The 23,525-nt window shown below is 62.7% G+C and carries 18 protein-coding genes; 5 read left to right on the top strand and 13 right to left on the bottom strand.

From position 1 onward, the window contains the following. Positions 1 to 428 precede the first annotated feature (428 nt). Complete coding sequence (locus tag AO064_RS24145) at positions 429 to 2,840, top strand: glucose/quinate/shikimate family membrane-bound PQQ-dependent dehydrogenase (RefSeq protein WP_064054860.1); 2,412 nt, start codon at positions 429 to 431, stop codon at positions 2,838 to 2,840. 246 nt (positions 2,841 to 3,086) lie between these two features. Here AO064_RS24145 and AO064_RS24140 read toward each other — a convergent pair whose 3' ends face one another. The 13 genes from AO064_RS24140 to AO064_RS24080 all read right to left on the bottom strand — a co-directional run bounded on the left by AO064_RS24140 (position 3,087) and on the right by AO064_RS24080 (position 18,192). After that, on the bottom strand, positions 3,087 to 3,506 hold the full coding sequence (locus tag AO064_RS24140; RefSeq protein WP_064054859.1) for a group I truncated hemoglobin: 420 nt from the start codon (positions 3,504 to 3,506) through the stop codon (positions 3,087 to 3,089). Continuing rightward, the gene (locus AO064_RS24135) at positions 3,506 to 4,369 is read right to left on the bottom strand and encodes a DUF3034 family protein (protein WP_064054858.1); all 864 of its coding nucleotides are present in this window, start codon (positions 4,367 to 4,369) and stop codon (positions 3,506 to 3,508) included. The genes AO064_RS24140 and AO064_RS24135 overlap by 1 nt, the downstream gene beginning before the upstream one ends. Before the next feature lie 5 nt (positions 4,370 to 4,374). Beyond that, entirely contained in the window at positions 4,375 to 6,723 is a 2,349-nt protein-coding gene (locus AO064_RS24130; RefSeq protein ID WP_064054857.1) for a bifunctional diguanylate cyclase/phosphodiesterase, read from the bottom strand. Continuing rightward, a complete protein-coding gene (locus AO064_RS24125; protein ID WP_064054856.1) occupies positions 6,707 to 7,384 on the bottom strand; it encodes a methylamine utilization protein in 678 nt (225 codons plus the stop codon). The genes AO064_RS24130 and AO064_RS24125 overlap by 17 nt, the downstream gene beginning before the upstream one ends. A gap of 210 nt (positions 7,385 to 7,594) precedes the next feature. Further along, on the bottom strand, positions 7,595 to 9,931 hold the full coding sequence (locus tag AO064_RS24120; RefSeq protein ID WP_064054855.1) for a putative bifunctional diguanylate cyclase/phosphodiesterase: 2,337 nt from the start codon (positions 9,929 to 9,931) through the stop codon (positions 7,595 to 7,597). Positions 9,932 to 10,370: 439 nt separating this feature from the next. Beyond that, positions 10,371 to 11,546: an ABC transporter substrate-binding protein gene (locus AO064_RS24115; protein ID WP_064054854.1), complete on the bottom strand. Its 1,176-nt coding sequence runs from the start codon at positions 11,544 to 11,546 to the stop codon at positions 10,371 to 10,373. Continuing rightward, entirely contained in the window at positions 11,543 to 12,517 is a 975-nt protein-coding gene (locus tag AO064_RS24110) for a CobW family GTP-binding protein (RefSeq protein WP_043204844.1), read from the bottom strand. The genes AO064_RS24115 and AO064_RS24110 overlap by 4 nt, the downstream gene beginning before the upstream one ends. Before the next feature lie 125 nt (positions 12,518 to 12,642). Beyond that, positions 12,643 to 12,936 (bottom strand): hypothetical protein, encoded by a 294-nt coding sequence (locus tag AO064_RS24105; RefSeq protein WP_043204842.1) that lies wholly within the window; start codon positions 12,934 to 12,936, stop codon positions 12,643 to 12,645. Between the two features lie 13 nt (positions 12,937 to 12,949). Next, complete coding sequence (locus tag AO064_RS24100; protein WP_064054853.1) at positions 12,950 to 13,699, bottom strand: SDR family NAD(P)-dependent oxidoreductase; 750 nt, start codon at positions 13,697 to 13,699, stop codon at positions 12,950 to 12,952. Positions 13,700 to 13,835: 136 nt separating this feature from the next. Beyond that, positions 13,836 to 14,597, bottom strand: a complete 762-nt coding sequence (locus AO064_RS24095; protein ID WP_012722415.1) for an SDR family NAD(P)-dependent oxidoreductase — start codon at positions 14,595 to 14,597, stop codon at positions 13,836 to 13,838. A 10-nt stretch (positions 14,598 to 14,607) separates the two neighbouring features. After that, positions 14,608 to 15,948 carry an MFS transporter gene (locus AO064_RS24090; RefSeq protein WP_046034403.1) on the bottom strand — a complete coding sequence of 447 codons (1,341 nt, stop codon included), beginning with the start codon at positions 15,946 to 15,948 and terminating at the stop codon, positions 14,608 to 14,610. Positions 15,949 to 15,979: 31 nt separating this feature from the next. Beyond that, a complete protein-coding gene (locus AO064_RS24085) occupies positions 15,980 to 16,858 on the bottom strand; it encodes a polysaccharide deacetylase family protein (RefSeq protein ID WP_003234086.1) in 879 nt (292 codons plus the stop codon). An 11-nt stretch (positions 16,859 to 16,869) separates the two neighbouring features. Then, positions 16,870 to 18,192 (bottom strand): amidase, encoded by a 1,323-nt coding sequence (locus AO064_RS24080; protein WP_012722413.1) that lies wholly within the window; start codon positions 18,190 to 18,192, stop codon positions 16,870 to 16,872. Between the two features lie 337 nt (positions 18,193 to 18,529). Here AO064_RS24080 and AO064_RS24075 point away from each other — a divergent pair, with 337 nt between their 5' ends. From AO064_RS24075 to AO064_RS24060, 4 genes are all read left to right on the top strand, one after another. After that, entirely contained in the window at positions 18,530 to 19,519 is a 990-nt protein-coding gene (locus tag AO064_RS24075) for a GntR family transcriptional regulator (protein ID WP_012722412.1), read from the top strand. Between the two features lie 218 nt (positions 19,520 to 19,737). Next, positions 19,738 to 22,158 carry an endopeptidase La gene (lon, locus tag AO064_RS24070; protein ID WP_046034400.1) on the top strand — a complete coding sequence of 807 codons (2,421 nt, stop codon included), beginning with the start codon at positions 19,738 to 19,740 and terminating at the stop codon, positions 22,156 to 22,158. A gap of 207 nt (positions 22,159 to 22,365) precedes the next feature. Next, positions 22,366 to 22,755 carry a protease inhibitor I42 family protein gene (locus AO064_RS24065; protein WP_012722410.1) on the top strand — a complete coding sequence of 130 codons (390 nt, stop codon included), beginning with the start codon at positions 22,366 to 22,368 and terminating at the stop codon, positions 22,753 to 22,755. Between the two features lies 1 nt (position 22,756). Next, positions 22,757 to 23,404: a lysoplasmalogenase gene (locus AO064_RS24060; protein ID WP_064054852.1), complete on the top strand. Its 648-nt coding sequence runs from the start codon at positions 22,757 to 22,759 to the stop codon at positions 23,402 to 23,404. The last annotated feature ends 121 nt before the right edge of the window (positions 23,405 to 23,525 follow it).

Here is a 23,525-nt window from a genome sequence, read left to right as displayed (position 1 = left end):
GACTGGGACTGCTGCGCAGTCCAACGGGAGCAAGCTCCCTCGCCACAGGTACAGTGTTTGCCCTTAACTGACTGGCATTACCCTGCCCTGCCCCTTTTTTTGCAGCGACATTTAGTCACTGTTACCAAATCGGAAATGATGCATCTTGCGATTTGCGCTTTCTCTCGGCGCCCACTGCCTTTATCCTTCCCGGCAATAACCTGAAACGTTTCACTCCCCGGTCGACCCCATCTTGCTGACATTTCCCGCCTGCAAAGACAGCGCTGTCTTACCCCCCTCTGCGCCTGGGGATAAATCGCCCGCCTGTGGATAACCCCGTTTATCCCCGGAAAAACCGAATTAACGCTGAACCAAGCCCGTGCCGAATCGTCATCTACAGTGAAGACACACGGGGATACATAATTCCAACGTAACGGAGAAACACAACTATGAGCACTGACGGTGCCTCAAGCCCAAGTCGCCTGCTGCCCAGGCTGCTAGGCGTCTTGCTGCTGATCATGGGCCTGGCCTTGTTGGCCGGGGGTATCAAGCTGAGCATGCTCGGTGGGTCGCTGTACTACCTGCTGGCCGGTATCGGCATCACCTTGACCGGCGTCCTGCTGCTGGCCACCCGCCGCGCCGCGTTGGGCCTGTACGCACTGGTGCTGTTCGCCAGCACTGTGTGGGCCTTGTGGGAAGTCGGCCTGGACTGGTGGCAGTTGGTGCCGCGCCTGGCGCTGCTGTTCGCCCTGGGTGTCGTCATGCTGCTCCCGTGGTTTCGCCGTCCGTTGCTGCGTGGCCAGCCTGCCCCACTGGGCACTGGCGCGTTGAGCGTGGCCGTGGTGCTGGCCGGTGCGGCTGCCGTCGCCAGCCAATTCAACAACCCCGGTGAGATCAAGGGCCAACTGGACCGCGATGCGGTACCGGGCATGGCCAGCGCTGCGCCGTCCCAGGCCGATGGCGACTGGAACTCCTACGGCCGTTCGGCCTACGGTGATCGCTACTCGCCGCTGGCACAGATCACTCCGGAAAACGCCCACAAACTGGTGCCTGCGTGGACCTTCCGCACCGGTGACATCCCTGGCCCGAATGATCCAGGCGAGACCACCGCAGAAAACACCCCGCTGAAAGTCAATGGCATGCTCTACGTGTGCACGCCGCACAGCCAGGTGATTGCACTCGACCCGGACACCGGCAAGGAAATCTGGCGCTTCGATCCGAAGATCAGCAGCCAGGGTGCCGAGAACTTCAAGGGTTGGGCGCACATGACCTGCCGTGGCGTTTCGTATCACGATGACGCCGCCTACGCTTCCGAGCAGAGCCCGACCGGCAGCGCCAGCCCCGCCGCTGCCCCGAATGCCTGCCCGAAACGCATCTTCGTGCCGACTGCCGACACCCGTCTGATCGCCCTCAACGCCGACACCGGCAAGATGTGCGAAGACTTCGGCGACAAAGGCCAGGTCGACCTGCGTGCCAACATCGGCAGCTTCGCCCCAGGTGGTTACTACTCCACGTCGCCACCGGCCGTGACCAAGAACCTGGTGGTGATCGGCGGCCACGTCACCGATAACGTTTCCACCGACGAGCCAAGCGGCGTGATCCGCGCGTTCGACGTGCACACCGGCAAGCTGGTGTGGAATTGGGACAGCGGCAACCCGGACGACACCACGCCGTTGGCCGAGGGCAAGACCTACACCCGCAACTCGCCGAACATGTGGTCCATGTTCGCAGTGGATGAAAAACTCGGCATGCTGTACCTGCCGATGGGCAACCAGATGCCCGACCAATACGGCGGCGACCGTACCGAAGACTCGGAAAAATACAGCGCCGGCCTGACCGCCCTGGACATCGACAGCGGCCACGTGAAGTGGACCTTCCAGTTCACCCACCACGACCTGTGGGACATGGACGTGGGCGGCCAGCCTTCGCTCATCGACATCAAGACCGCTGAAGGCGTGAAGCAAGCGGTGATGGCGTCGACCAAGCAAGGCAGCATCTACGTGCTGGACCGCGCCACCGGCCAACCGGTTGTGCCGATCCACGAAGTGGCGGTACCGCAAGGTGCGGTCGCGGGCGACCACACGTCGCCGACCCAACCCAAGTCCGACCTGAACTTCATGCCGCCGCCGCTCAAAGAGCGCGACATGTGGGGCGTGACGCCGTTCGACCAGATGCTGTGCCGGATTGATTTCAAATCCATGCGCTACGACGGTGCTTTCACCCCACCATCGCTGCAAGGCTCGATCGTTTACCCAGGTAACTTCGGCGTGTTCGACTGGGGTGGCATTTCCGTCGACCCGGTTCGCCAGATTGCCTTCGTGAACCCAAGCTACATGGCGTTCAAATCGAAACTGATCCCGGCCGCCGAGATCGCCAAGCAAGGCCCACGCGTCAGCGAAACCGAAGGCGTGCAGCCGAACAAAGGCGCGCCGTACGGCGTGATCCTCGAAGCCATGCTGTCGCCAATGGGCCTGCCGTGCCAGGCACCGGCGTGGGGCTATGTGGCGGCGGTCGACCTGACCACCCACAAGACCCTCTGGATGCACAAGAACGGCACCGTGCGTGACAGCTCGCCGGTTCCAATCCCGCTGACCATGGGCGTACCTAGCCTGGGCGGCACCTTCACCACCGCCGGTGGCGTGTCGTTCCTCAGCGGTACCCTCGACCAGTACCTGCGTGCCTACGACGTGAAAAACGGCAAGCAACTGTGGGAAGGCCGCCTGCCTGCAGGCGCGCAAACCACACCGATGACCTACACCGGCAAGGACGGCAAGCAGTACGTGCTGGTCATGGCCGGCGGTCATGGCTCCCTGGGTACCAAGCAGGGTGACTATGTGATGGCGTTCAAACTGCCGGATTAAGCGACACCGACAACAAGACTGTGGGAGGGGACAAGCCCTAATGCCAGTCAGTTAAAGGTGAGCACCGTACCTGTGGCGAGGGAGCTTGCTCCCGCTGGGTCGCGAAGCGGCCCCAGCTCTTTGTTTCAAAAGACTGGGACTGCTGCGCAGTCCAGCGGGAGCAAGCTCCCTCGCCACGGGTTACTTTTCGCTCTTGCTGCTTCTTAACTGACTGGCGTTAGGACAAGCCCCCTCCCACAGTTGCGATCAGTGTTCGATCACTTCCCCGCGCATCACCGCCAGCCGCGCAATCAGGCGATTCTGTACCGGCACTGCAATCCCCTCGCTGTCCATCGCCTTGATCAAGTCTTCCACCAACGCATTGAAATCACTGCGGCTCACGTTCTGGCCCTTGTGGCTCTCGGCCATGCTGTCGCCGGTGTAGGTGCACGGCCCACCCGCCTCCATACAAAATTGTTCGATCAGCTTGTTGCGCAGGCGCTGGATATCAATGCGCCGAAAGCGCTCGACGATGCGTTCATCGCGAGCGATGTTGAGCAACATGCCTTCGACGATACGCGTGATACCCGGCAGGGCGCCGAGGTCGCGATAGAGGCTGTCATCCTTCGGCGGCGGCTGGGCGCAGGCACTGAGCAACAGTGCGAGGAATAGCGGTAACACGCGCATCAGAAACTCCCTTGCACCGACAGGTAGGTGCCATTCTGGTTATCCAGCGTGGCGATTTCGCCAAGGCGTGCGTAGGCCAATACAAACGACACATGCTTGTTGGGGAAATAGCCGACGAACACGTCCGCCCAGTCACTTTCGCCGGCAAACGACAGGTTGTCGGGCTTCTCGCGGTACTCCACGCCCACCGCCCACCGCGGGTTGAGCAGCAGCGCCAGCGAGCCCTCCTTGAGCAGGCTGCGGCTGTCGCGGCGGTCACCGCCAAAGCCAAGCAAGCCGGTCTCATTGGCCCGGCTGTAGCGCAGGCTGCCGTTGACCAGCACGTTGTAACCAAACGCGGCGCCCATGAACAAGCGGCTGGCGGCCAGATAGCCGTCGACGTCGCTGTCGCGCTTGGCGCCTACCAGGCTGGGGATATCGAAGTGGGTCTGGTGCTTGTATTCCAGACCCAGCGAAACCTGGGGCAACGCGTCGTAGATCACGTCGCCGAACAGCCGTACCTTGAGCCCCAACACGTCCTGTCCGAGGTTGTCTTCGGGCAGGTTGAGCCTGTGCACCAGTGTGCCGAGGTCGAAGCGCTGGCGGGCGAAAGACAGCTCGACACGGTTGTCATAGGCCAGCGCCAGACCGGCCACGTCCAAGCGATAATCCGGAAGGTTGACCGTGGTGGCGAACGCCGTGGCGCCCCACTCGTGCTGTTCGCCATACCCGGCCAGCACGGCCCACGGTGTGATACCACCCCCCGCCGCACCTTCAATGCTGCTGGCGCCACCGGTCGCGATCAGGCGGCCATTATCGGCCAGCGCCGTTTGCAGGGTCAGCGAGCAAAGGCAACCCATCAGGAAAGAAACACGCACCGTCATGCCACTCAATGAACCAGGGAAGTTTGCGCACTGAGGGGCAAGGCCACCCAGGCTTCGAAGGCGTCGGCACTCAAGGGCCGGCTGATCAGGTAACCCTGTGCCGTGTCGCACTGCCAGCGCTCCAGCAGGCGCAGGCTGTGGGCGTATTCAACGCCTTCGGCGACGACTTTGAGGCCCAGGTTGTGACTCATCTCGATGGTGGAGCGCACGATCACCGCGTCTTCGCTGGTTTCATCGAGGTTGCGCACAAAAGACTGGTCAATCTTCAACTCTTGCACCGGCAGGCGCTTGAGGTGCGCCAATGACGAATAGCCGGTGCCAAAGTCATCCACCGACAGGCCAATGCCGCAGTCGCGCAGCAGGTTGAGCACCTTGAGGGCTTTTTCCGGCTCGCGCATCACCGCGCTTTCGGTGATTTCGAACAGCAGTTGTTCCGCCGGCAAACCATAGCGACGCAGCAATGCCGAGACCCGATGGGCCAGTTCATCGCCAAGCAGGTCGTCCGCGGAGATGTTCAGCGACAACTGCAGAGACAGGCCGCGCCGGTTCCACTCGCACAACTGGCGGATACCCTCCTCGATCACCCACTGGGTCAGCAACGTGATGCTGCCCGAGCGCTCGGCCAAGGGGATGAATTCCGCCGGCGAGACCATGCCGAATTGCGGGTGCTGCCAGCGCAACAGCGCTTCAGCCTGGCGCACATGGCCTTGGCGGATGTCCAGCTTGGGTTGGTAGTGCAACAGCAGTTGGCCCAGGTTGGGGGCGTGGCGCAGGTCGCGGATCAGGGTGATCTGGCGGCGGTGCACCAGGTCGCGCCCCTGCTCGTAGACCTGCAAGCGGCCGGGCATTTGTGCGGCGTCCTTCATGGCAATCGCCGCCCGCTCCAGCAAAGTAATGGGGTTTGCGCCGTCGGCCGGGTACGCCGCGATGCCCAGGCGGCAGTCCAAGGCCAGGTCATGGCCATTGATGCGCTGGGGACGCAGCAACAGTTGTTGCAGTTTGTCGGCCATGCCCACGGCTTCGTCGCTGCCCGCGCCTTCGAGCAGCAGCAGGAATTCATCGGCGATCAGGTGCGCCAGGGTATCGCCGGGGCGCAACGCCGCTTGCAGGCGCTGGCTCACCGTCAAGAGTAATTGGTCTACGGCTTGCGGCCCGATGGCTTCGCTGGCGACGCGCAGGTTGTCGATACCCAGGTAGATCAACGCCATCGGTCGCTGCAGCGCAATTGCACTGCCCAGGCGCTCCATGGCCAGCGCACGGTTCGGCAGGCCGGTAAGGCGATCATGCAGGGCGTTATGCGCCAGCTGTTGTTCGCGCTCGGCAATGCCACTCTGCATGGCGTTGACCGCAAGGGCCAGGCGCCCCAGTTCATCACTGCGCGCCAGTACGACCGGGGTCTGGTAGTCGCCACTGCCGATACGCTCGGCCGCCAGCGCCAGCGCCTGCACCGGGCGCGATACCGTGCGGGCCAGCAGCAACGCACCGATCAGCGAAGCGATCAGCGCGACCAGGGCAATGCCGAGGATCTTTTCATCCAGCGGTACAAACGCCTGCATCGCCGCGTCCAGCGGGCTTTGCAGCAGGGCCAGGACTTTACCGTTTTCATCACTGGCCAGGACCAGCGACTGGTTGAGGAAACGGTGCTCAAGGTGATCGGTGGTGGACACGCCACGGCGCGTCGAATCGCCCTGCATCAGCGCGCTGATGCTCTCGCGCAGTACCTGCGGCTGGGTGCTGACCAGCTCGCCAGGACGGTCACGATCAATCGCCAGGAATGAGACTTCCAGGTTGCTCAACGAACGCAACTCATCGGCGAACGCACCGTCCATGCTGAACCCCATCACCACCCGTGCAATCGGCAACGGTGCCAACACCGAAGCCTCCACCAACAGGTGCGGTTCGCCTTGCAACGGCACTATCAGCGCGGCCTGGCGATTGCGCCGAGCTTCCCGCAGGGCCTGGTCGTAGCGAAAGGTCGAGCCTTCGGGGACTTCCTCCACGGTGCTGGCCAGGACGTTGCCGTCCATGCCCAGCAGGATCATGTCATTGGCGTTGATACGCTTGCCGTGGTTGAGCAGCACCGAACGCATCGTCGCTGAATCGCCACTGGCGACAGCGTCGCGAAAGCCGAAGTCGGCCGCCAACAACTGCACGCCATCGGCCAGGCGTCGGCTCCGCGCGTCGAGCAAGCGTTCGAACACCCGCGTCCCCACGTCCAACTGCGCCAGGGCCTGACCGCGTACCGCCGAGCGGGTCGCGGCCTTGACGCTGAAATACAACGCGCCGATCACCACCAGCGACAGCAGGATCAGCACACTGGCGACCCGCGCCTGGAAACTATTGCGCAGTTTCATGGGCGGCTCGATTGAAGGCATCGCCAAAGGCGCTGGGTGCCGGCGGCAAGTCCGCAGGCGCAGGTTCCAGGCTCAACACAACGCGGTGGCTGAGGCCGGCCGCGGGGATGTGCAAGGTGCCGCCATCCAGCGGCTGCATACCCGCCAGTTGCGGATGCCATAGGGTGAGGTGGTAGTCGCCGGCCGGCAGTTGTTCCAGGTGCACCCGGCCCTGGACATCGCTGACGCCGAAGCGAGGGTCGTCGGTCACGTAGATATAGCCGAGCATCCAGTCATGAATGTTGCAGCCCAACACCACCACACCGGGTTTATCGAACAGCAGTGGGTCGGTAGGCGTGCCTTCGTAAAGACGCAGCTCAAAGCGCTTGGCAGCGGAGAACGAATAGACCTGATGACGAATATTGTCGCTATTGGGGAAGCGCACCTGCGTGCCGGTATGCACCGCCAGCACATGGGGCGCGAAGCGTTGACCGCGCTGGTCCATATCGGCCTTGAGCACACCCTGCGGTGCATCGGCCGGGCCTCGGAGGGTCACCACGGCATCGGCGACCGGGCGGCCGTCGGCCTGGTAAGCCGCCACCTCGAGCGTCGCCGCCGACGCGGGGCCGGCCGCGGCCAGCAACAGCGCCGCACGGGATAACAGGTGGAAAATCCGAGCCATGGTCGATCCGCAGAAAATGGGCTAAAAGAGCGGCCAGCCTTGGCACAGAAGCGTTGCACTGCACGCATGATGACGCAAATAAGGCTAATTGCCATCATTCAACTTGCAGGAACACATGACCGCTGGTCGGCGAAAACCTATGCAATCGGTCAAGCTCTGTAGAGGTTATCGACCCTGCTCTAAAAATCTGTAGTCGACGGGAATGACTATTTAGATGGGCGCCCGCTCGCGGCGCATCCAACGCTCGAACGCCATCGCGTTCAATGGCCGGCTGATGAGGTAGCCCTGTGCGGTGTCGCAATTCCATAGCTTGAGCAGCTTGAGGCTGGGCTCGAACTCCACACCTTCGGCCACCACTTTGAGCCCCAGGTTGTGGCTCATCTCGATGGTCGAGCGCACGATCACTCCGTCGCCACTGGTGCTGTTGAGGTTGCGCACGAATGACTGGTCGATTTTCAACTCTTGCACCGGCAAACGCTGCAATTGCGCGAGCGACGAATAGCCGGTGCCGAAGTCATCCACCGACAGGCTGATGCCACAGCCGCGCAGTTGCTCCAACACGCTGAGCGCCTGTTGCGGGTTGTGCATGATCGCGCTTTCGGTGATCTCGAAGATCAGTTGCTCGGCCCCCACCTGGTACTGCATCAACAAGGCAGTGACGCGGATCGCCAGCTCATCATCGGCCAGATCATCCACCGAAATATTCACCGAGAGCTGGATCAGCATGCCGCGCTGCGCCCACTCGGCGATCTGGCGGATAGCTTCTTCAATCACCCACAGGGTCAGGCTGCTCATGCTGCCGGTGCGTTCGGCCAGGGGGATGAATTCGTCCGGGGACACCTGGCCCAGGGCCGGATGCTGCCAGCGCAACAAGGCTTCGGCCTGGCGCACATGCCCGTGCTTGAGGTCGAGTTTGGGCTGGTAGCACAGGAACAACTCACCCTCGATGACCGCACGCCGCAGGTCACGGATAAGCGTGATCTGGCGCTGATGGGCCAAGTCGCGGTCCTGTTGGTAGATCTGCAAATGCCCCGGCAGGCTCGCGGCGTCATGCCGGGCGATGGCGGCGCGGCTGATCAACTCTTCCACGTGCTGGCCATCGGCTGGGTAGGCGGCGATGCCGATGCTCACTTCGTGGCGCAGCTCGTCGTTGCCGATACGCTGGGGTTCGGTGAGCAGTGCGTAGAGGCGGTCGGCACGGGCCACGGCGCGGTCGACCTCGGTGTTTTCCAGCAACAGCAGGAACTCGCTGCCGGCAATACGTGCCGCCGTGTCACTGGCCAACAGGCTCATGGACAGGCAGCGGCTGGCTTCACGCAGCATTTCTTCCACGCCCTGGGGGCCGAAACCTTCGTTGATCACCCGGTAGTTTTCGATCCCCAGGTACAGCAACACCACCGGCCGACGCGCACTGATCGCGCTGCCCAGTCGCTCCATGGCCAGCGCGCGATTGGGCAGGCCGGTGAGCGGGTCGTGCAGCGCGTTGTGCGCCAATTGCCGCTCGCGCGTGGCGATGCCGCTTTGCATGGCATTGAAGGCACGGGCCAACAGCCCGAACTCATCGTGGCTGCGCACCCGCACCGGCGTGCGATAGTCACCGGCGCCAATCCGCCCGGCCGCCTGCACCAGGGCATTGAGCGGGCGCGACACCCGTCGCGCCAAAAACAACGCCCCGGCCAACGACACCAGCAGCACCGCCAGGGCGATCCCGAGGAACTGCCGGTCCAGCGGCGCGAAGGACTCCAAGGCATGGTCGAGCGGGCTTTGCAGCAACACGCGCACTTCGTTGCCATCGCCGGTGTTGGCCAGCGGCAACACTTGGCTGAGCACGCGCCGGCCATAAAACAGGTGGATCTTCGGTTCAGGGCTGATGTGCCCCTCGCGCAGCAGGCTAAGGGTGGTGGCGTGGTAAGCGTCCGGCTGCGTACTGAACAGCGGTCCGGGCTTGCCGTTTTGCACGCTGAGGAACGACACCTCCAGGTTGCTCATGGAGCGCAGTTCGTTAGCGAACAGTGTGTCCATGGGAAAGCCCATGACGATGCGGGCGACGGGCAGTGGGTCGAGCACTTCATCCTGCACCAGCAAATAAGGCCGGCTATCCATCGCCACAATCAGCATCTGCAGCCCCGTGCGCCGCGCGTGGCGCAGGGCGTCGTCATAGGGGAAAAACTGCCCACGCGTGAGGATCGGCAAGGTGCTGACCATGACCTTGCCGTCCAGGCCCAATACAAACACTTCGCTGGAGCGGATACCGGTACCGTGGCGACGCAGGGCGGCGAGAATCGGCACGGTCTTGCCTTCGGCCACAGCCCGTTTGAAGGGGAGATCGGCGGTCAGCCAGTCCAGGCCGTATTGCAGGCGACGCCCACGCAGGTCGAGCAGGCGCTCGAACACTTGGCTGCCGGTTTTCAATTGGACTTGCGCCTGGTTTTCCACGGCGCGGGAGGTCGCGGTTTTTACGGCGAAGTAGGTAGCAGCAACGACGACCAGCAGCAATAGCGCGAGCACCCCCGCGATACGGGTTTGGAACGTGTGGCGCCACCTCATTGCAGTGCCCTCTGGCAGCGTTCGCCTCTCTCTGCCACGGCGTCCCTTTGTCATGTGCGTTCCTTGCGACCGCTGACCTGGCGTCAAAAAAACATCTATTTTGTTTGAGTGTTGGGTGTGAGGAGATTAGCTGGGAGTTTGGGTAAGTGCACCCAATAAAAACAGGGATATTGGTGCCAGTTTATTGGCGACAGAGGGTTGGCTGATTTTTTGGGGGTTTGAGACTCACTTCTGGAAGATCCCAAAAGTAAGCACCTGATACATGGAGATCAAACTGTGGGAGGGGGCTTGCCCCCGATAGCAGTGGGGCAGTTGCAGATGTATTAGCTGACACACCGCAATCGGGAGCAAGCCCCCTCCCACATTTAACCGAGATCGACAGTAAGAACCCGGCAGGACGCCGGGTTAGCCGTTACCGCAGCAACGGCTATGTACCCGGTCAACCACCCCGAGCCCGCATAAAATCCCCCCACCGCCGCACCAAATAATTATGCTCATCCATCACCGAATTCCACACCGCAATATGCCCCATCCGCTGCTCATAAGACCCCCCATCACGCATTTCACCGATATCAATCAACGGCAACCCATCACTCCCCAGCAATTCCTCCCGCGCCGGCTTACCCGCATACCAGTAATCCCACTCCGCACTGCTCAGGTGATCACGACTGCGCGCCGGGTTGCCGATGTAATACCCCTGCCGCGCCATCACCGCCCCAGGCCAACCGGACAGCCACCAATTCAGATACGCATACGCCGCATCCAGCACCGGCCCCTTGGCATGCCGCGACAACGACAAGCCACCAAACCACGCCCGATACCCTTCGCTCGGCACCGCCAGGCGGTATTTCACCCCCGCGCGATGCAGGCGCATCAAGGTCGGTGACCACAGGCTCTGGATATCGATACTCGGGCTGAGCATCAGTTGCGCGGCCTCTTCATCATCGGACCAGAACGCCGCGAAGTGCCCTTCTTTCTGTTTGCGCACGAGGATGTCGGCAAGCACGTCGATCTCTTCGATGCTCATATTGCCGATGTCCTTGAACGTCGCCAGCCCTGCGCCCTGCACCGCCAGCGCGGCATCCAGGGCGCCGATGGCGGCGTCGCTTTGCAAGGCCGTACGCGCACGCCACGCGGGGTCGAGGAGCCAGCCCCAGCTTTCGTTGCCGTGGCAAAAACCTTCAGGCAGCCGCTCGGGGCGGTAGGCGAAGCTGTCGGCGTTGTGGGTCAGCGGCAGCATGCTGATGCGCTCGGTGACAGTGCTGCCGAGGCTGCCGTCGTGCTGCACGAACAGGCGCTCGCTCGGCACACTGCCGCTGCCCAGGCGGTCATTGGGGGATAGGCGCCCGCGCTTGGGCAGGTCATTGATCTCGTGCCACAGCGCAATGCGCCGGGTGTCGATGGGCTGGATCGCCCGGGCCGGCCACACGAAGTCGACGTTGTGAAACCATTGGTCGTACAGGTCGTAGCTCTCGGGCTGCATCACCGCGATACGCTGGGCCTGTTCGACGTCATGCACCTGGTACACCAGGCGAATGCCCAGTTCCTGTTCGGCGCGTACACGCAGGCATTCGAGCAAGGTGACGGAGGTGCCGAGGACGCGAAGGGTGATCATGCCGCGAACCGCCGCGAGAACGCCTCGAACGAGCGCCGCAGCAGCGCGGGGTCGAGGCCGCGCAGGATAAACACCAGCCGCGATTGGCGGTCACTGCCCGGCCACGCAGGCAAATGGACCGGCGCATGCAGGCAATGCTGCACGCCATGAATGACGATGGGGGCGTTACTGGCGTTCACGTTGAGCAGCCCTTTGACACGGAGGATTCGTTCGCCGTGGCATCTTAACAGCATCGACAACCAGACCCCGAACCCCACCCAATCCAACGGCTGGTCGAAGGTCAGGCTGCACACTTGTGCGCTACCGTGGATAGCCGTGGTGGTCCGATGCAGCTGCCAGCGACTGACTTCCACCGCCGGTTCGGCGCTGCGCAGGCCCTCACCCAGCAACAGTTGGTCGCCGCTGTGGATGTCGTGGGTATTCAGGATCGGCGTACCCGCATTCAGCGCCTGCAAGTGCGCGCGCAGTGCCGCGCAGTCGCCCGCAAGATCGGTCTTGCTCAGCAGCAAGCGGTCCGCCGCGGCCACCTGGGCCAGCCATTCCGGGTGCAGGCGTTCTTGCAGGGTGGCGTGGCTGGCGTCGACCAGGGTGATCACCAGGCCGATATGGAAACGCCCGCGCAGTTGCACATCGTTGTTCAAGGTGGCGAGGATCGGCGCCGGGTCGGCCAGGCCAGTGGTCTCCAGGATCACCCGTTTAAAGGCCGGGATTTCACCGCGCTCGCGGCGCTGCAACAGGCCGAGCAGCGCGTCTTTCAACTCGCCACGGATCGAGCAGCACACGCAGCCGCTGGGCAGCAGTACAGTGTCCGGCGCCACTTCTTCCACCAGCAGGTGGTCGATGCCGACATCGCCGAATTCATTGATCAGCAGCGCGGTGTCGCCCAGGCTTTCGCCCTGCAGCAGGCGCTTGAGCAAGGTGGTCTTGCCGCTGCCGAGGAAGCCGGTGATGACATTAAGGGCAATGCTCATAGTCGTTTCCAAACCGTCCATTGTGGCGAGGGAGCTTGCTCCCGTTGGGCTGCGCAGCAGCCCCCAGAAAACCGGAGCGCTTCGCGCCCCAACGGGAGCAAGCTCCCTCGCCACAGAGGGCGGGTTCAGCGTTCAAGATGGTCGAGCAGTATCGGATCGAGAGGATCCAACGGGCGGCCGAGCAGGGTCTCGGCGGCCTGCCAGAGTTGATCCAGGCCATGGGCGAGTGCCTGTTTACCGGTGGCGCCCAACAGCAGGTAGGACGCGCCCTGGAAGTCTTCGACCTTGAGCCGGAACACCGCCAGCACTTGGTTGATCGCCGCAATCCGGCGCAGGCGTTCGCGGCGTCGGGGCAGTTCGTCGCCCAGGGGGTCGCTCCAGTGCAGGTCTTCGCCGAGCAATCCGCAGAGTCCGCACATCGCTACACCTCCGTCATGGCATGACGTCGCCGGAGTTCGGGCCCAGGGTCTGGCCGACAAACAGGTTGCCCCCCGGCTCGCTGGCCAGCAGCACTGCAACCGGTGCCACTTCGTCCGCCAGGCCGAAGCGGCCCAGGGGCAGCTCCTTGGCCTTGGCGCGCTTCCAGTCTTCGCTGATGCCACCCACCAACGGCGTCTCGATCGGGCCGGGGGCGATGGCGTTGACCAGCACGTTGTCCTTGGCCACTTCCAGGGCCAGGGACTTGGTAAAGCCGATCACACCGGCCTTGGCGGCGGCGTAGTGCGTCAGTTCGGCGCCGCCCTTGATCCCCAGTTGCGAGGCCACGTTGATGATCCGCCCCCAGCGCTGCGCGAGCATGTGCGGCAAGGCGCGCTGGCTGGCGACGAAGACGCTGGTGAGGTCGACGCGCAGCATGTCGTTCCACATGTCGATGGACAGGTCGACGCAGCGCGCCTGGGTAAGCATGCCCGCGTTGTTGACCAGGATATCGATACCGCCGAACTGTTCGACGCAACGGTCGACACTGGCCTGGGCGCCTTCGACGGTGCCCACATCGGCCAGGCATTCGAACACCTCGGCGCCGAGGTTGCGGCAGGTGATCGCGGTTTCGGCGAGGCTGGCGGCGTTGCGGTCGGCCAGCACCAGGCGCGCGCCTTCAGCGGCGTAGGCACGGGCGATGGCGGCACCGATGCCGCTGCCGGCGCCGGTGATCACCGCGCGGCGGTTAAGAAGTTGAGGCATACACACATCTCCTACAGAAAACACAGTTCCAATGTGGGAGGGGGCTTGCCCTCGATTGCAGAGTGTCAGCTACAGATAAACTGGCTGATACACTGTCATCGGGGGCAAGCCCCCTCCCACATTTGGATCGGGTACATCAGTCAGGCCAACGCACGGTCAGCCCACCGTCGATAACGATGCTCTGCCCGGTCAAATAGCTCGACGCCTCACTGGTCAAGAACTGCACCAGCGATGCCACTTCATCCGCCCGCCCTACCCGGCCCAACGGAATCGCCCGCGCCGCCTTCGCCAAGCCTTCCGGCCCCAGCGAGTTCTTCGCATCCAGCGACTGCGGCGTCTCGATCAACCCGGGGATCACCGCATTGCAACGGATACCCAGCGGTGCCAATTCCACCGCCAGCGACCGGCACAACCCCGGCACACCGGCCTTGGCCGCCGCGTAGTGGCTGTGTTCCTGCCAACCGTACACGCCGCCGGCAATCGATGAAATCGCCACCAACGCGCCGCCCGCATGCATATGCCGGGTCGCCGCGCGGAAGGTGCGCATCACCCCCGTGAGGTCGACATTGAGCATCTCGTCCCACAGCGCGTCGGTCATCTCCAGCAACGGTGCGCGACGCAGCAAACCCGCGTTGGCCACGGCGTAATCCAGTCGCCCAAAATGCTGTATGGCTTGCTCGGCCAGCGCATCCACCGAGGCGGTATTGCCCACGTCCAACGGCAGCATCAGGCATTCGCCGCCGGCGGCTTCCACCAGGCTGACGGTGGTCTGCGGGTCATGGGGATCAGCCGGGTAATACCCGCCCACCACCGCCACGCGGTTGCGGGCATAGGCCACGGCGAGGGCTTGGCCGATGCCGCTGGCGGCGCCGGTAATCAAGGCAACTTTACGACTCATCGATCACTCCTTACTGAACGGTTTCCGGACGCACATGGCGTGCGGCAAACATCAGCGCGCCGGACAAAAAGCACGGCAGTGCGCCGAACCACAGCGCGGCGGTCTGCCAGTCGCTGCCGGCGGACAACACTTGGGTGGCACCAAAGCCTGCGACCACCGCCCCAATCGGGCCCATGGCGTGGATGATGGCGCCGCCCGTGGCGCGGATGCTGGTGGGAAAACTTTCGCTGATAAAGAACAACGCCGCCGAGTACGGCCCGATCAGGAAGAACAGGCCCAGGCTGTACAGCCCGACCACCATCGGCATATTGCTCGGCCCAAACAGCATCCCGGCGAACGCCAGGCCGCCGAGCATCCAACCCAGGCCGATCACGTTGCGGCGGCCGATCTTGTCGCCCATCCAGCCGTGGCTGAGGTAACCGCAGTAGCCCACCAGGTTCGACAGCACGAGGATGATCAGCGAATTTTCGAACGAGATGTGATGCACGCTGACGATCACCGAAGTCCCCAGCACGCTGAACACCTGGATCGCCGCCCAGTTGAGCAACAGTGCCGCGCCGATCACCAACGTGGCGCGCCGCGCCGGGCCACGGAAGGCCGCCTTGAGGCCGGCCTTGCTGTGTTCGTCGTAGTCCACGCCGTAGGTCACCGCGACGTTCTGCGCTTCCTTCACCGCACCGCTTTTACGCAACTGGCTGATGCGCTGGTGGATCTGGAACTGCGGGCTCTCTTTGAGCTTGCGCGCCATGATCGCGATGACCACGGCCGGGATCGCGGCGAAGATGAAGCACCCCTGCCAGCCGATGATCGGCAGCAACAGCGCGGTCAACCCGGCGGCGATCAACGCACCGACCGGCCAGCCGCCCTGCACCAGGCTGTAGATAAAGCCACGGCGCTTGGTCAAGCGCGGGTCTTCCGAGGCGCCATACAGCTCGCTCAGGTAGGTGGCGTTAACGGTTTCCTCGGCATAGCCCAGGCCACCCAACGACCGGATCAGAATCAGCGGCGACTTGCCCCACGCGCCACCGATCGCGGTCAGCGCCGAACACAGCGCAGAACCGGCCACGGTGAAGATGATGCCTTTGCGCCGTCCCAACTTATCGACGACGGGGCCAATGGCAAAGGCGACCACCGCCGTGCCTACCGCCACCCAGGTCGCGATTTCAGCTTGCTCCACTTCACCCCAGCCAAAGTGCCGGCCGATTTCCGGCAGCAAGGTGCCGAAGAGGATGAAGTCATACACCGCAAACACCCAGGCGAAAAACGCGATCCAGGTGGCGAAACGCACCTCCTTGGAAGTCAGTTGCCGGGGTTTCCAGCCAGTCAGGTCAAGCTTGTTGTAGATGGACATGGGTCGCGCCTCAGGGGTGGGGGGCAAAGGTTCAGGTACGCGGTTGACGGCGGATAAAGTCGTCGGCGATTTCGTCGAACGTGACAAAGCGCACGCCGGCATGGCTCTGGATGTGTTCGATCAGGCGCTCCAGCATCAGCAGCACTTGCGGGCGGCCGGACACATCGGGGTGGATGGTCATGGTGAACACCGCGTGTTCGTGTTCGCGGTAGACCCAGTCGAACTGGTCGCGCCACATTTCTTCGAGGTGACGCGGGTTGACGAAGCCGTGGCTGTTGGGGGCTTTCTTGATGAACATCATTGGCGGCAGGTCATCGAGGTACCAGTTGGCCGGGATCTCCACCAGGTCGGTTTCTTCGCCGCGCACCAAGGGCTTCATCCAGGTGTCGGGGTGCTGGCTGTAGTCGATCTTGGTCCAGCTGTCGCCCTTGCGCACGTAGTAGGGGTGGAAGTCGTTGTGCATCAGGCTGTGGTCGTACTTGATGCCTTTTTTCAGCAGCAGCTCGTTGGTGACCTTGCTGAATTCCCACCACGGCGCGACATAGCCGGTGGGGCGTTTGCCGGTGACTTGGGTAATCAGTTCGATGGATTTATCGAGGACGATTTCTTCCTGCTCGGCGGTCATCGCGATGGGGTTTTCATGGCTGTAGCCATGCACGCCGATTTCATGACCGGCATCGGCCACGGCCTTCATCTGCTCGGGGAAGGTTTCCATCGAGTGGCCGGGGATAAACCACGTGGTACGCAGGCCGTAGCGTTCGAACAATTTGAGCAGGCGCGGCGCACCGATCTCACCGGCGAACAGGCCACGGGAAATGTCGTCGGGTGAGTCTTCGCCGCCGTAGGAACCGAGCCAGCCGGCGACGGCGTCAACGTCGACGCCAAATGCACAGAGGATGTCTTTAGCCATGGTGTGTCTCCTTAAACGTTAAGTACGGTTTCGACGGACAACGCCGCGCGCAGCAGGCGTGCGTCTTCTCCCGTCGGGGCGCTGAGCAGCAGCCCGGTGGGCAGGCCCTGGGCATCGCGGCCGCTGGGCAGGTTTACGCCAGGCATGTCGAGCAAACTGCCGGGCATGGTCAGGCGCAGGGTGGCGAGGTTGGTGCTGACAAACAGGTCGTCGTCGGCCTCAAGGGGCGCCAACGCCGGTGCAACGTGGGCAACGGTGGGGGTGATGAGGATGGCGCCGTCGAGGTCTTCAACCAGGTGGTGTTGCAGGCGGCGGCGTGCTTCGGTCAGGTGGATAAGCTGGCTGGCCGGCAGTGAACGCGCGGCTTCGAGGCGTCGACGCACGCGGGGGTCGAGTTGCTCGGCGTCGGGGCTGTCGAGCAACGCTTCGTGCAGGGCGAAGGCTTCAAAGGCGCCGAGCCAGCCGTGGTGTTTGATCAGGTCCAGGGTTGCCTGGAAGGTCGGGCATTCGCGTTCTTCGATCAACGCACCCTGGGCCTTGAGTTGCTCCACGGCGCGCAACAGGTTGTTGCGCACAGCGGGTTCGACGTCCTGTTGCGCCAGCACAAAGCGCTGGCCCTTGAGGCTGCGGGCGCTGTGGGTTTGGCTACGACCGTGCAGCAGATCGTCGATGGCCAGCGCATCGCGCACGCTGCGGGTCAGCGGGCCGAGGCTGTCAAGGGTATGGGCCAGGGGGAAGACACCGTCGCGGCTATAGCGTCGGCTGCTGCTGCGGTAACCCACCAGGCCGTTGAACGCCGACGGGATACGGATGGAACCGGCCGTGTCGGTGCCCATGGCGATCGGCACAATTGCGGCGGCAACGGCCACTGCCGAGCCGGACGACGAGCCACCGGGAATGCGCGGTTGGTCGGTGCCATGAGGGTTGTGCGGCGTGCCGAAATGCGGGTTCAGCCCCAGGCCGGAATAGGCCAGTTCGCTGAGGTTGGTCTTGCCGACACTGACCATCCCGGCGCGGCACAGCAGGCCGACGATGGGGGCATCAAGCAACGCGGCGGACGCGTTTCGACGGTAGGCGGCGCCCGCCGTGGTGATACTGCCGGCCACATCGAACAGGTCCTTCCAGGCCAGCGGCACGCCATCGAACATGCTCAATGGCTGGCCGGCGCGCCAACGGGCGGCAGAGGCCTCGGCTTCACGGCGGGCACGTTCGGCAGTCAGGCTGATAAAAACGGCCGGCGCTTGGCTGGCCTTTTCGAGTGCCTGTTCGAGGGCTTGCACCGGGTCGCTGCGACCGCTGGCAAAATCCTCGGCCATTGAAGTGGCGTCTGACATCAGGATGACCCTCACAAAACGTACATATTAATAAAATGTACATTTTACAAAGGCAGCTTTCGTGCCAGTCTTCGTCAGGCCGTAGGGGCGCGATGCGTGAATTTTGCCCAGAGCTACGGGATAGATGGTTTTAAACGGTGGAATAAAATCTTGCCAGGGCGCTGGAAAGCGCCTTCAATGAAATAATGTATCTTTTATTAATAAGTACATTTTGGTGCAGAAAAGTAACAGTCCCACCTTTCGGGCCCCAAAAAAGTGCCACCGACGTGGCGCAGAGTGACAGGCGCAAGGTATGAGAGAATCCCCGGCCACCTTCCTACAGCCTCTAGAGAAAGCGATGAAAGCAGTGTCCGCCTCGGCCTCCCGTTACGCGATGATTCACCAGGTGTTGCGTGACGCGATCGTCAACGGTACCGCGCGTCATGGCCTGGTGTTGCTGGAAGCGCCGCTGGCCGAATTGTTCGGCACCAGTCGCGTACCGGTGCGCAAGGCGCTGGACCTGCTGCATGACGAAGGCCTGATCTGCCGCTTCAACGGCCGGGGTTACCTGATCAACCCCGAAGGCTTGGCCATGGAGCCGCTGCGCTTACCCTTGAGCCATGCGCATCTGGGGCTTAACGGAGAAGATGAGCTGGTGGACACGCGGCCGCTGGGCGAGCGCATCGTTGAGGAAATCGGCGCGGCGCTGTCCACCTGCATTGCCTTCGGCCACTACCGACTCGACGAGCAAGCCGCTGCCGACCACTACGGCGTCAGCCGCGCGGTGGTGCGCGAAGCGCTGATGCGCCTGCGCGATCGTGGCCTGGTCGAAAAGGAGCCCTACTCCCAATGGCTGGCGGGGCCTTTGACGGCGCGGGAAGTCACCGAAGATTACGAACTGCGTGCCTGCCTGGAGCCTGAAGCCCTGCGCCAGAGCGCGCCCCACCTCGACCGCGAGCTGCTTGAAGCGATGTTGCAGCGCGTGCTGGAAGCGCAAGACAGCCCCCAATGCAGCCTGGAAGCCATTGAGCAGATTGAAGAGGACTTGCACCAACGCTGCCTGGCCGGCCTGCAAAACCGCAAGATCGCCGCCCTGATCCGCCAGGGCCAGAGCCCGATGATCATCAGCCGGATTTTCTACCGTTTGCTGGGGATCGGCGCCGATCCCGCCATGCTGGCCGAACATCGTTTGATTCTGGAGTTGCTGCTGCACGGCGCGTTTGATGCAGCGGCGCTGAACCTGCGTGAGCATTTGCAGCGGGCACGGCAACGTATGTTGCAGCGTTTGAAGGTGTTGTCAGTGTTGCCGGAGCAGCCCTTGCCCGCCTACCTGCACAAAATCAGCTGACACCACGCGATAAAAAATGTGGGAGGGGGCTTGCTCCCGATGGCGGTGTGCCAGACATCAATTTTTATCTGAATAACCGCTATCGGGAGCAAGCCCCCTCCCACACCGAGCGACTCTCTCCAGTTATTTCATGCAATTTGTTGCTAACTCCACCCCCCCATTGAAACCACCACTGCCCCGCCCCATCTAAGCACCATACTTCCTTATGCAGGTGCCCCATGAGCGACCAGCAAGATTTCCCTGATTACGACCTCAACGACTACGCCGACCCCGAAAACGCTGAAACCCCTTCGTCCAACACCGGCCTGGCCCTGCCTGGGCAAAACCTGCCGGACAAGGTCTATATCATCCCGATCCACAACCGGCCCTTCTTTCCGGCGCAAGTGCTGCCGGTGATCGTCAATGAAGAGCCGTGGGCCGAGACCCTGGAGCTGGTGAGCAAATCCGATCACCACTCCCTGGCCCTGTTCTTCATGGACACCCCGCCGGAAGATCCGCGCCACTTCGACACCTCCAGCCTGCCGCTGTACGGCACCCTGGTGAAGGTGCACCACGCCAGCCGCGAGAACGGCAAGCTGCAGTTCGTGGCCCAGGGCCTGACCCGCGTGCGCATCAAGACCTGGCTCAAGCACCACCGCCCGCCGTACCTGGTGGAAGTCGAATACCCGCACCAGCCGAGCGAGCCGACCGACGAGGTCAAGGCCTACGGCATGGCGCTGATCAATGCGATCAAGGAACTGCTGCCGCTCAACCCGCTGTACAGCGAAGAGCTGAAAAACTACCTCAACCGCTTCAGCCCCAACGACCCGTCGCCGCTGACCGACTTCGCCGCCGCGCTGACCTCGGCCACCGGTAACGAGTTGCAGGAAGTGCTGGACTGCGTGCCCATGCTCAAGCGCATGGAAAAAGTCCTGCCGATGCTGCGCAAAGAGGTGGAGGTGGCGCGCCTGCAAAAAGAACTCTCCGCCGAAGTGAACCGCAAGATCGGCGAGCACCAGCGCGAGTTTTTCCTCAAGGAACAGCTCAAGGTCATCCAGCAAGAGCTGGGCTTGACCAAGGACGACCGCAGCGCGGATGTCGAACAGTTCGAGCAACGCCTGGAAGGCAAAGTGCTGCCGGCCCAGGCGAAAAAACGCATTGATGAAGAACTGAACAAACTGTCGATCCTCGAAACCGGTTCGCCGGAATACGCAGTGACGCGCAACTACCTCGACTGGGCCACCGCGGTGCCGTGGGGCGTGTACGGCAAGGACAAACTCGACCTGAAACACGCACGCAAGGTGCTGGATAAACACCACGCGGGGCTGGATGACATCAAGAGTCGCATCCTCGAATTCCTCGCGGTGGGCGCTTATAAAGGCGAAGTCGCCGGCTCCATCGTGCTGCTGGTGGGCCCGCCGGGCGTGGGCAAGACCAGCGTCGGCAAATCCATCGCCGAATCCCTGGGGCGGCCGTTCTACCGGTTCAGTGTGGGTGGCATGCGCGACGAGGCCGAGATCAAGGGCCATCGCCGCACCTACATCGGCGCGCTGCCGGGCAAGCTGGTGCAGGCGCTCAAGGATGTGGAAGTGATGAACCCAGTGATCATGCTCGACGAGATCGACAAGATGGGCCAGAGCTTCCAGGGCGACCCGGCGTCGGCGTTGCTGGAAACCCTCGACCCGGAGCAGAACGTCGAATTCCTCGATCATTACCTGGACCTGCGCCTGGACCTGTCCAAGGTGCTGTTCGTGTGCACCGCCAACACCCTGGACTCCATCCCCGGCCCGCTGCTCGACCGTATGGAAGTGATTCGCCTGTCGGGCTATATCACCGAAGAAAAAGTTGCCATCGCCAAGCGTCACCTGTGGCCGAAACAGCTGGAAAAAGCCGGCGTGTCGAAAAACAGCCTGAGCATCAGCGACGGCGCCCTGCGCGCATTGATCGACGGCTACGCCCGCGAAGCCGGGGTGCGCCAGTTGGAGAAACAGCTGGGCAAACTGGTGCGCAAGGCCGTGGTCAAGCTGCTGGATGAGCCGGACTCGGTGATCAAGATCGGCAACAAGGACCTGGAAAGCTCGCTGGGCATGCCAGTGTTCCGCAATGAGCAAGTGCTGTCCGGCACCGGTGTGATCACCGGCCTGGCCTGGACCAGCATGGGCGGCGCGACGTTGCCGATCGAGGCGACGCGCATCCATACGCTCAATCGCGGCTTCAAGCTCACCGGGCAGCTGGGTGAAGTGATGAAAGAATCCGCCGAAATCGCCTACAGCTACATCAGCTCCAACTTGAAGTCGTTTGGCGGTGATCCGAAGTTCTTCGACGAAGCCTTCGTGCACTTGCACGTGCCGGAAGGTGCCACGCCCAAAGATGGCCCGAGTGCAGGCGTGACCATGGCCAGTGCGCTGTTGTCCCTGGCGCGTAACCAGCCGCCGAAAAAAGGCGTGGCCATGACCGGCGAGCTGACGTTGACCGGGCATGTACTGCCGATTGGCGGGGTGCGCGAAAAGGTCATTGCGGCGCGGCGCCAGAAGATTCATGAGCTGATCCTGCCGGAGCCGAATCGCGGCAGTTTCGAGGAGTTGCCGGAGTACCTGAAGGAAGGCATGACCGTGCACTTTGCCAAGCGCTTTGCGGATGTGGCGAAGGTGCTGTTCTAATCACCAGCTAGTGCCCGGCCTGTAGTGAGCGGGCTTGCCCCGCGCTGGGTGGCGAAGCCGCCCTGAACCAAACACCGCGTTCTGTCTGAAAGAATGCGGTGTTTGGTTCAGGGGCGGCTTCGCCACCCAGCGCGGGGCAAGCCCGCTCACTACACCTGCCTCATCTTCAGTTATGCTCGCCCTTCGTCGTGAATCAACGGAGCCCCCATGACCGCAGCCCGCCTGCTTCTCCCCTTGAGCCTTGCCCTGCTGGCCGCCTGCGCCAGTGCCCCCAAGCAAAACGTCAGCGTGGACAACCAAAGCGCCTGCCCGCTTCAGCTTAAAACCGGGCAAAACCTCATCCTCACCCTGCCCAGCAACCCCACCACCGGTTACCGCTGGGCCATCCAGGACTCCGCCGGCGGTGTGCTGCGTGCGTTGAGCCCCGAGGTCTACAGCAGCACGGAATCCGGCGTGATCGGCGGCGGCGGCCAGTCCACCTGGCGCTTCCAGGCCTTCGCGGCCGGCCAGGGCCGTTTGCGCCTGACCTCCCAGCAACCCTGGGAACCGGAAGCCGAACCCGTCGAAACCTTTGACTGCGCCGTCACGGTGAACTGATATGCCATGGCTGATTCTTGCGCTGATGGGCGCCGGCACCTTTATCTACGGCTTGACCACCCATGCGGCGCTGCTGTGCCTGCTGGTCAAGCCGCTGCCGGTACTGGCGCTGCTGGGCTGGCTGCATGATGCACCGCCCACCGACTATCGACGCTGGATCAGCCTGGGTCTGATTTTTTCTCTGCTTGGCGATGTGTTGTTGGCGTGGCCAGGGGATCTGTTCGTGTTCGGTCTCGGCGCATTTCTAGTTGCGCATCTGGCGTATCTCAAGGCTTATCTCAGTGACTGCAACCGTCTGGCGTTGATGCCACTGTTGCTCGCGCTCGGCGTTGGTACCGTGCTGTTGGGGATGCTGATTTCCAGCAGTCTGGGCCCACTGCTGGTACCCGTGATCGTCTACGCCACAGCGATCAGCGCCATGCTCTGGCGCGCGCTCGCTCGACTCGGCACTGACGTACCCAAGCGTTCGGCGTTCCTGGCAGCGGGCGGCGCGCTGGCATTTGCATTCTCAGACGGTGTGATTGGCATCGATCGATTCGTATCGCCGCTCCGCGCTGCGCCTTACATCATCATCCTCAGTTATTGGCTAGGCCAATGGGGTATTGCTGCCTCGGCATTCAATAACAAACAACTTGGGCACACGTCATAACCATAAAAATCCAAGTCTATTTCGGAAGCTTATAAAAAACTGTCAGATCTGACAGTAGCTGGTTTTTTTGGTCCTGCCTATTATTCGGTGACATTCCCCAGCCACCCACGTAATACAAGGA

This window comes from Pseudomonas marginalis (genome assembly GCF_001645105.1).
Taxonomy (GTDB): domain Bacteria; phylum Pseudomonadota; class Gammaproteobacteria; order Pseudomonadales; family Pseudomonadaceae; genus Aquipseudomonas; species Aquipseudomonas petroselini.
Note: the sequence above shows the minus strand (reverse complement) of the source record. Positions and strands in the feature narration are given on the sequence as shown.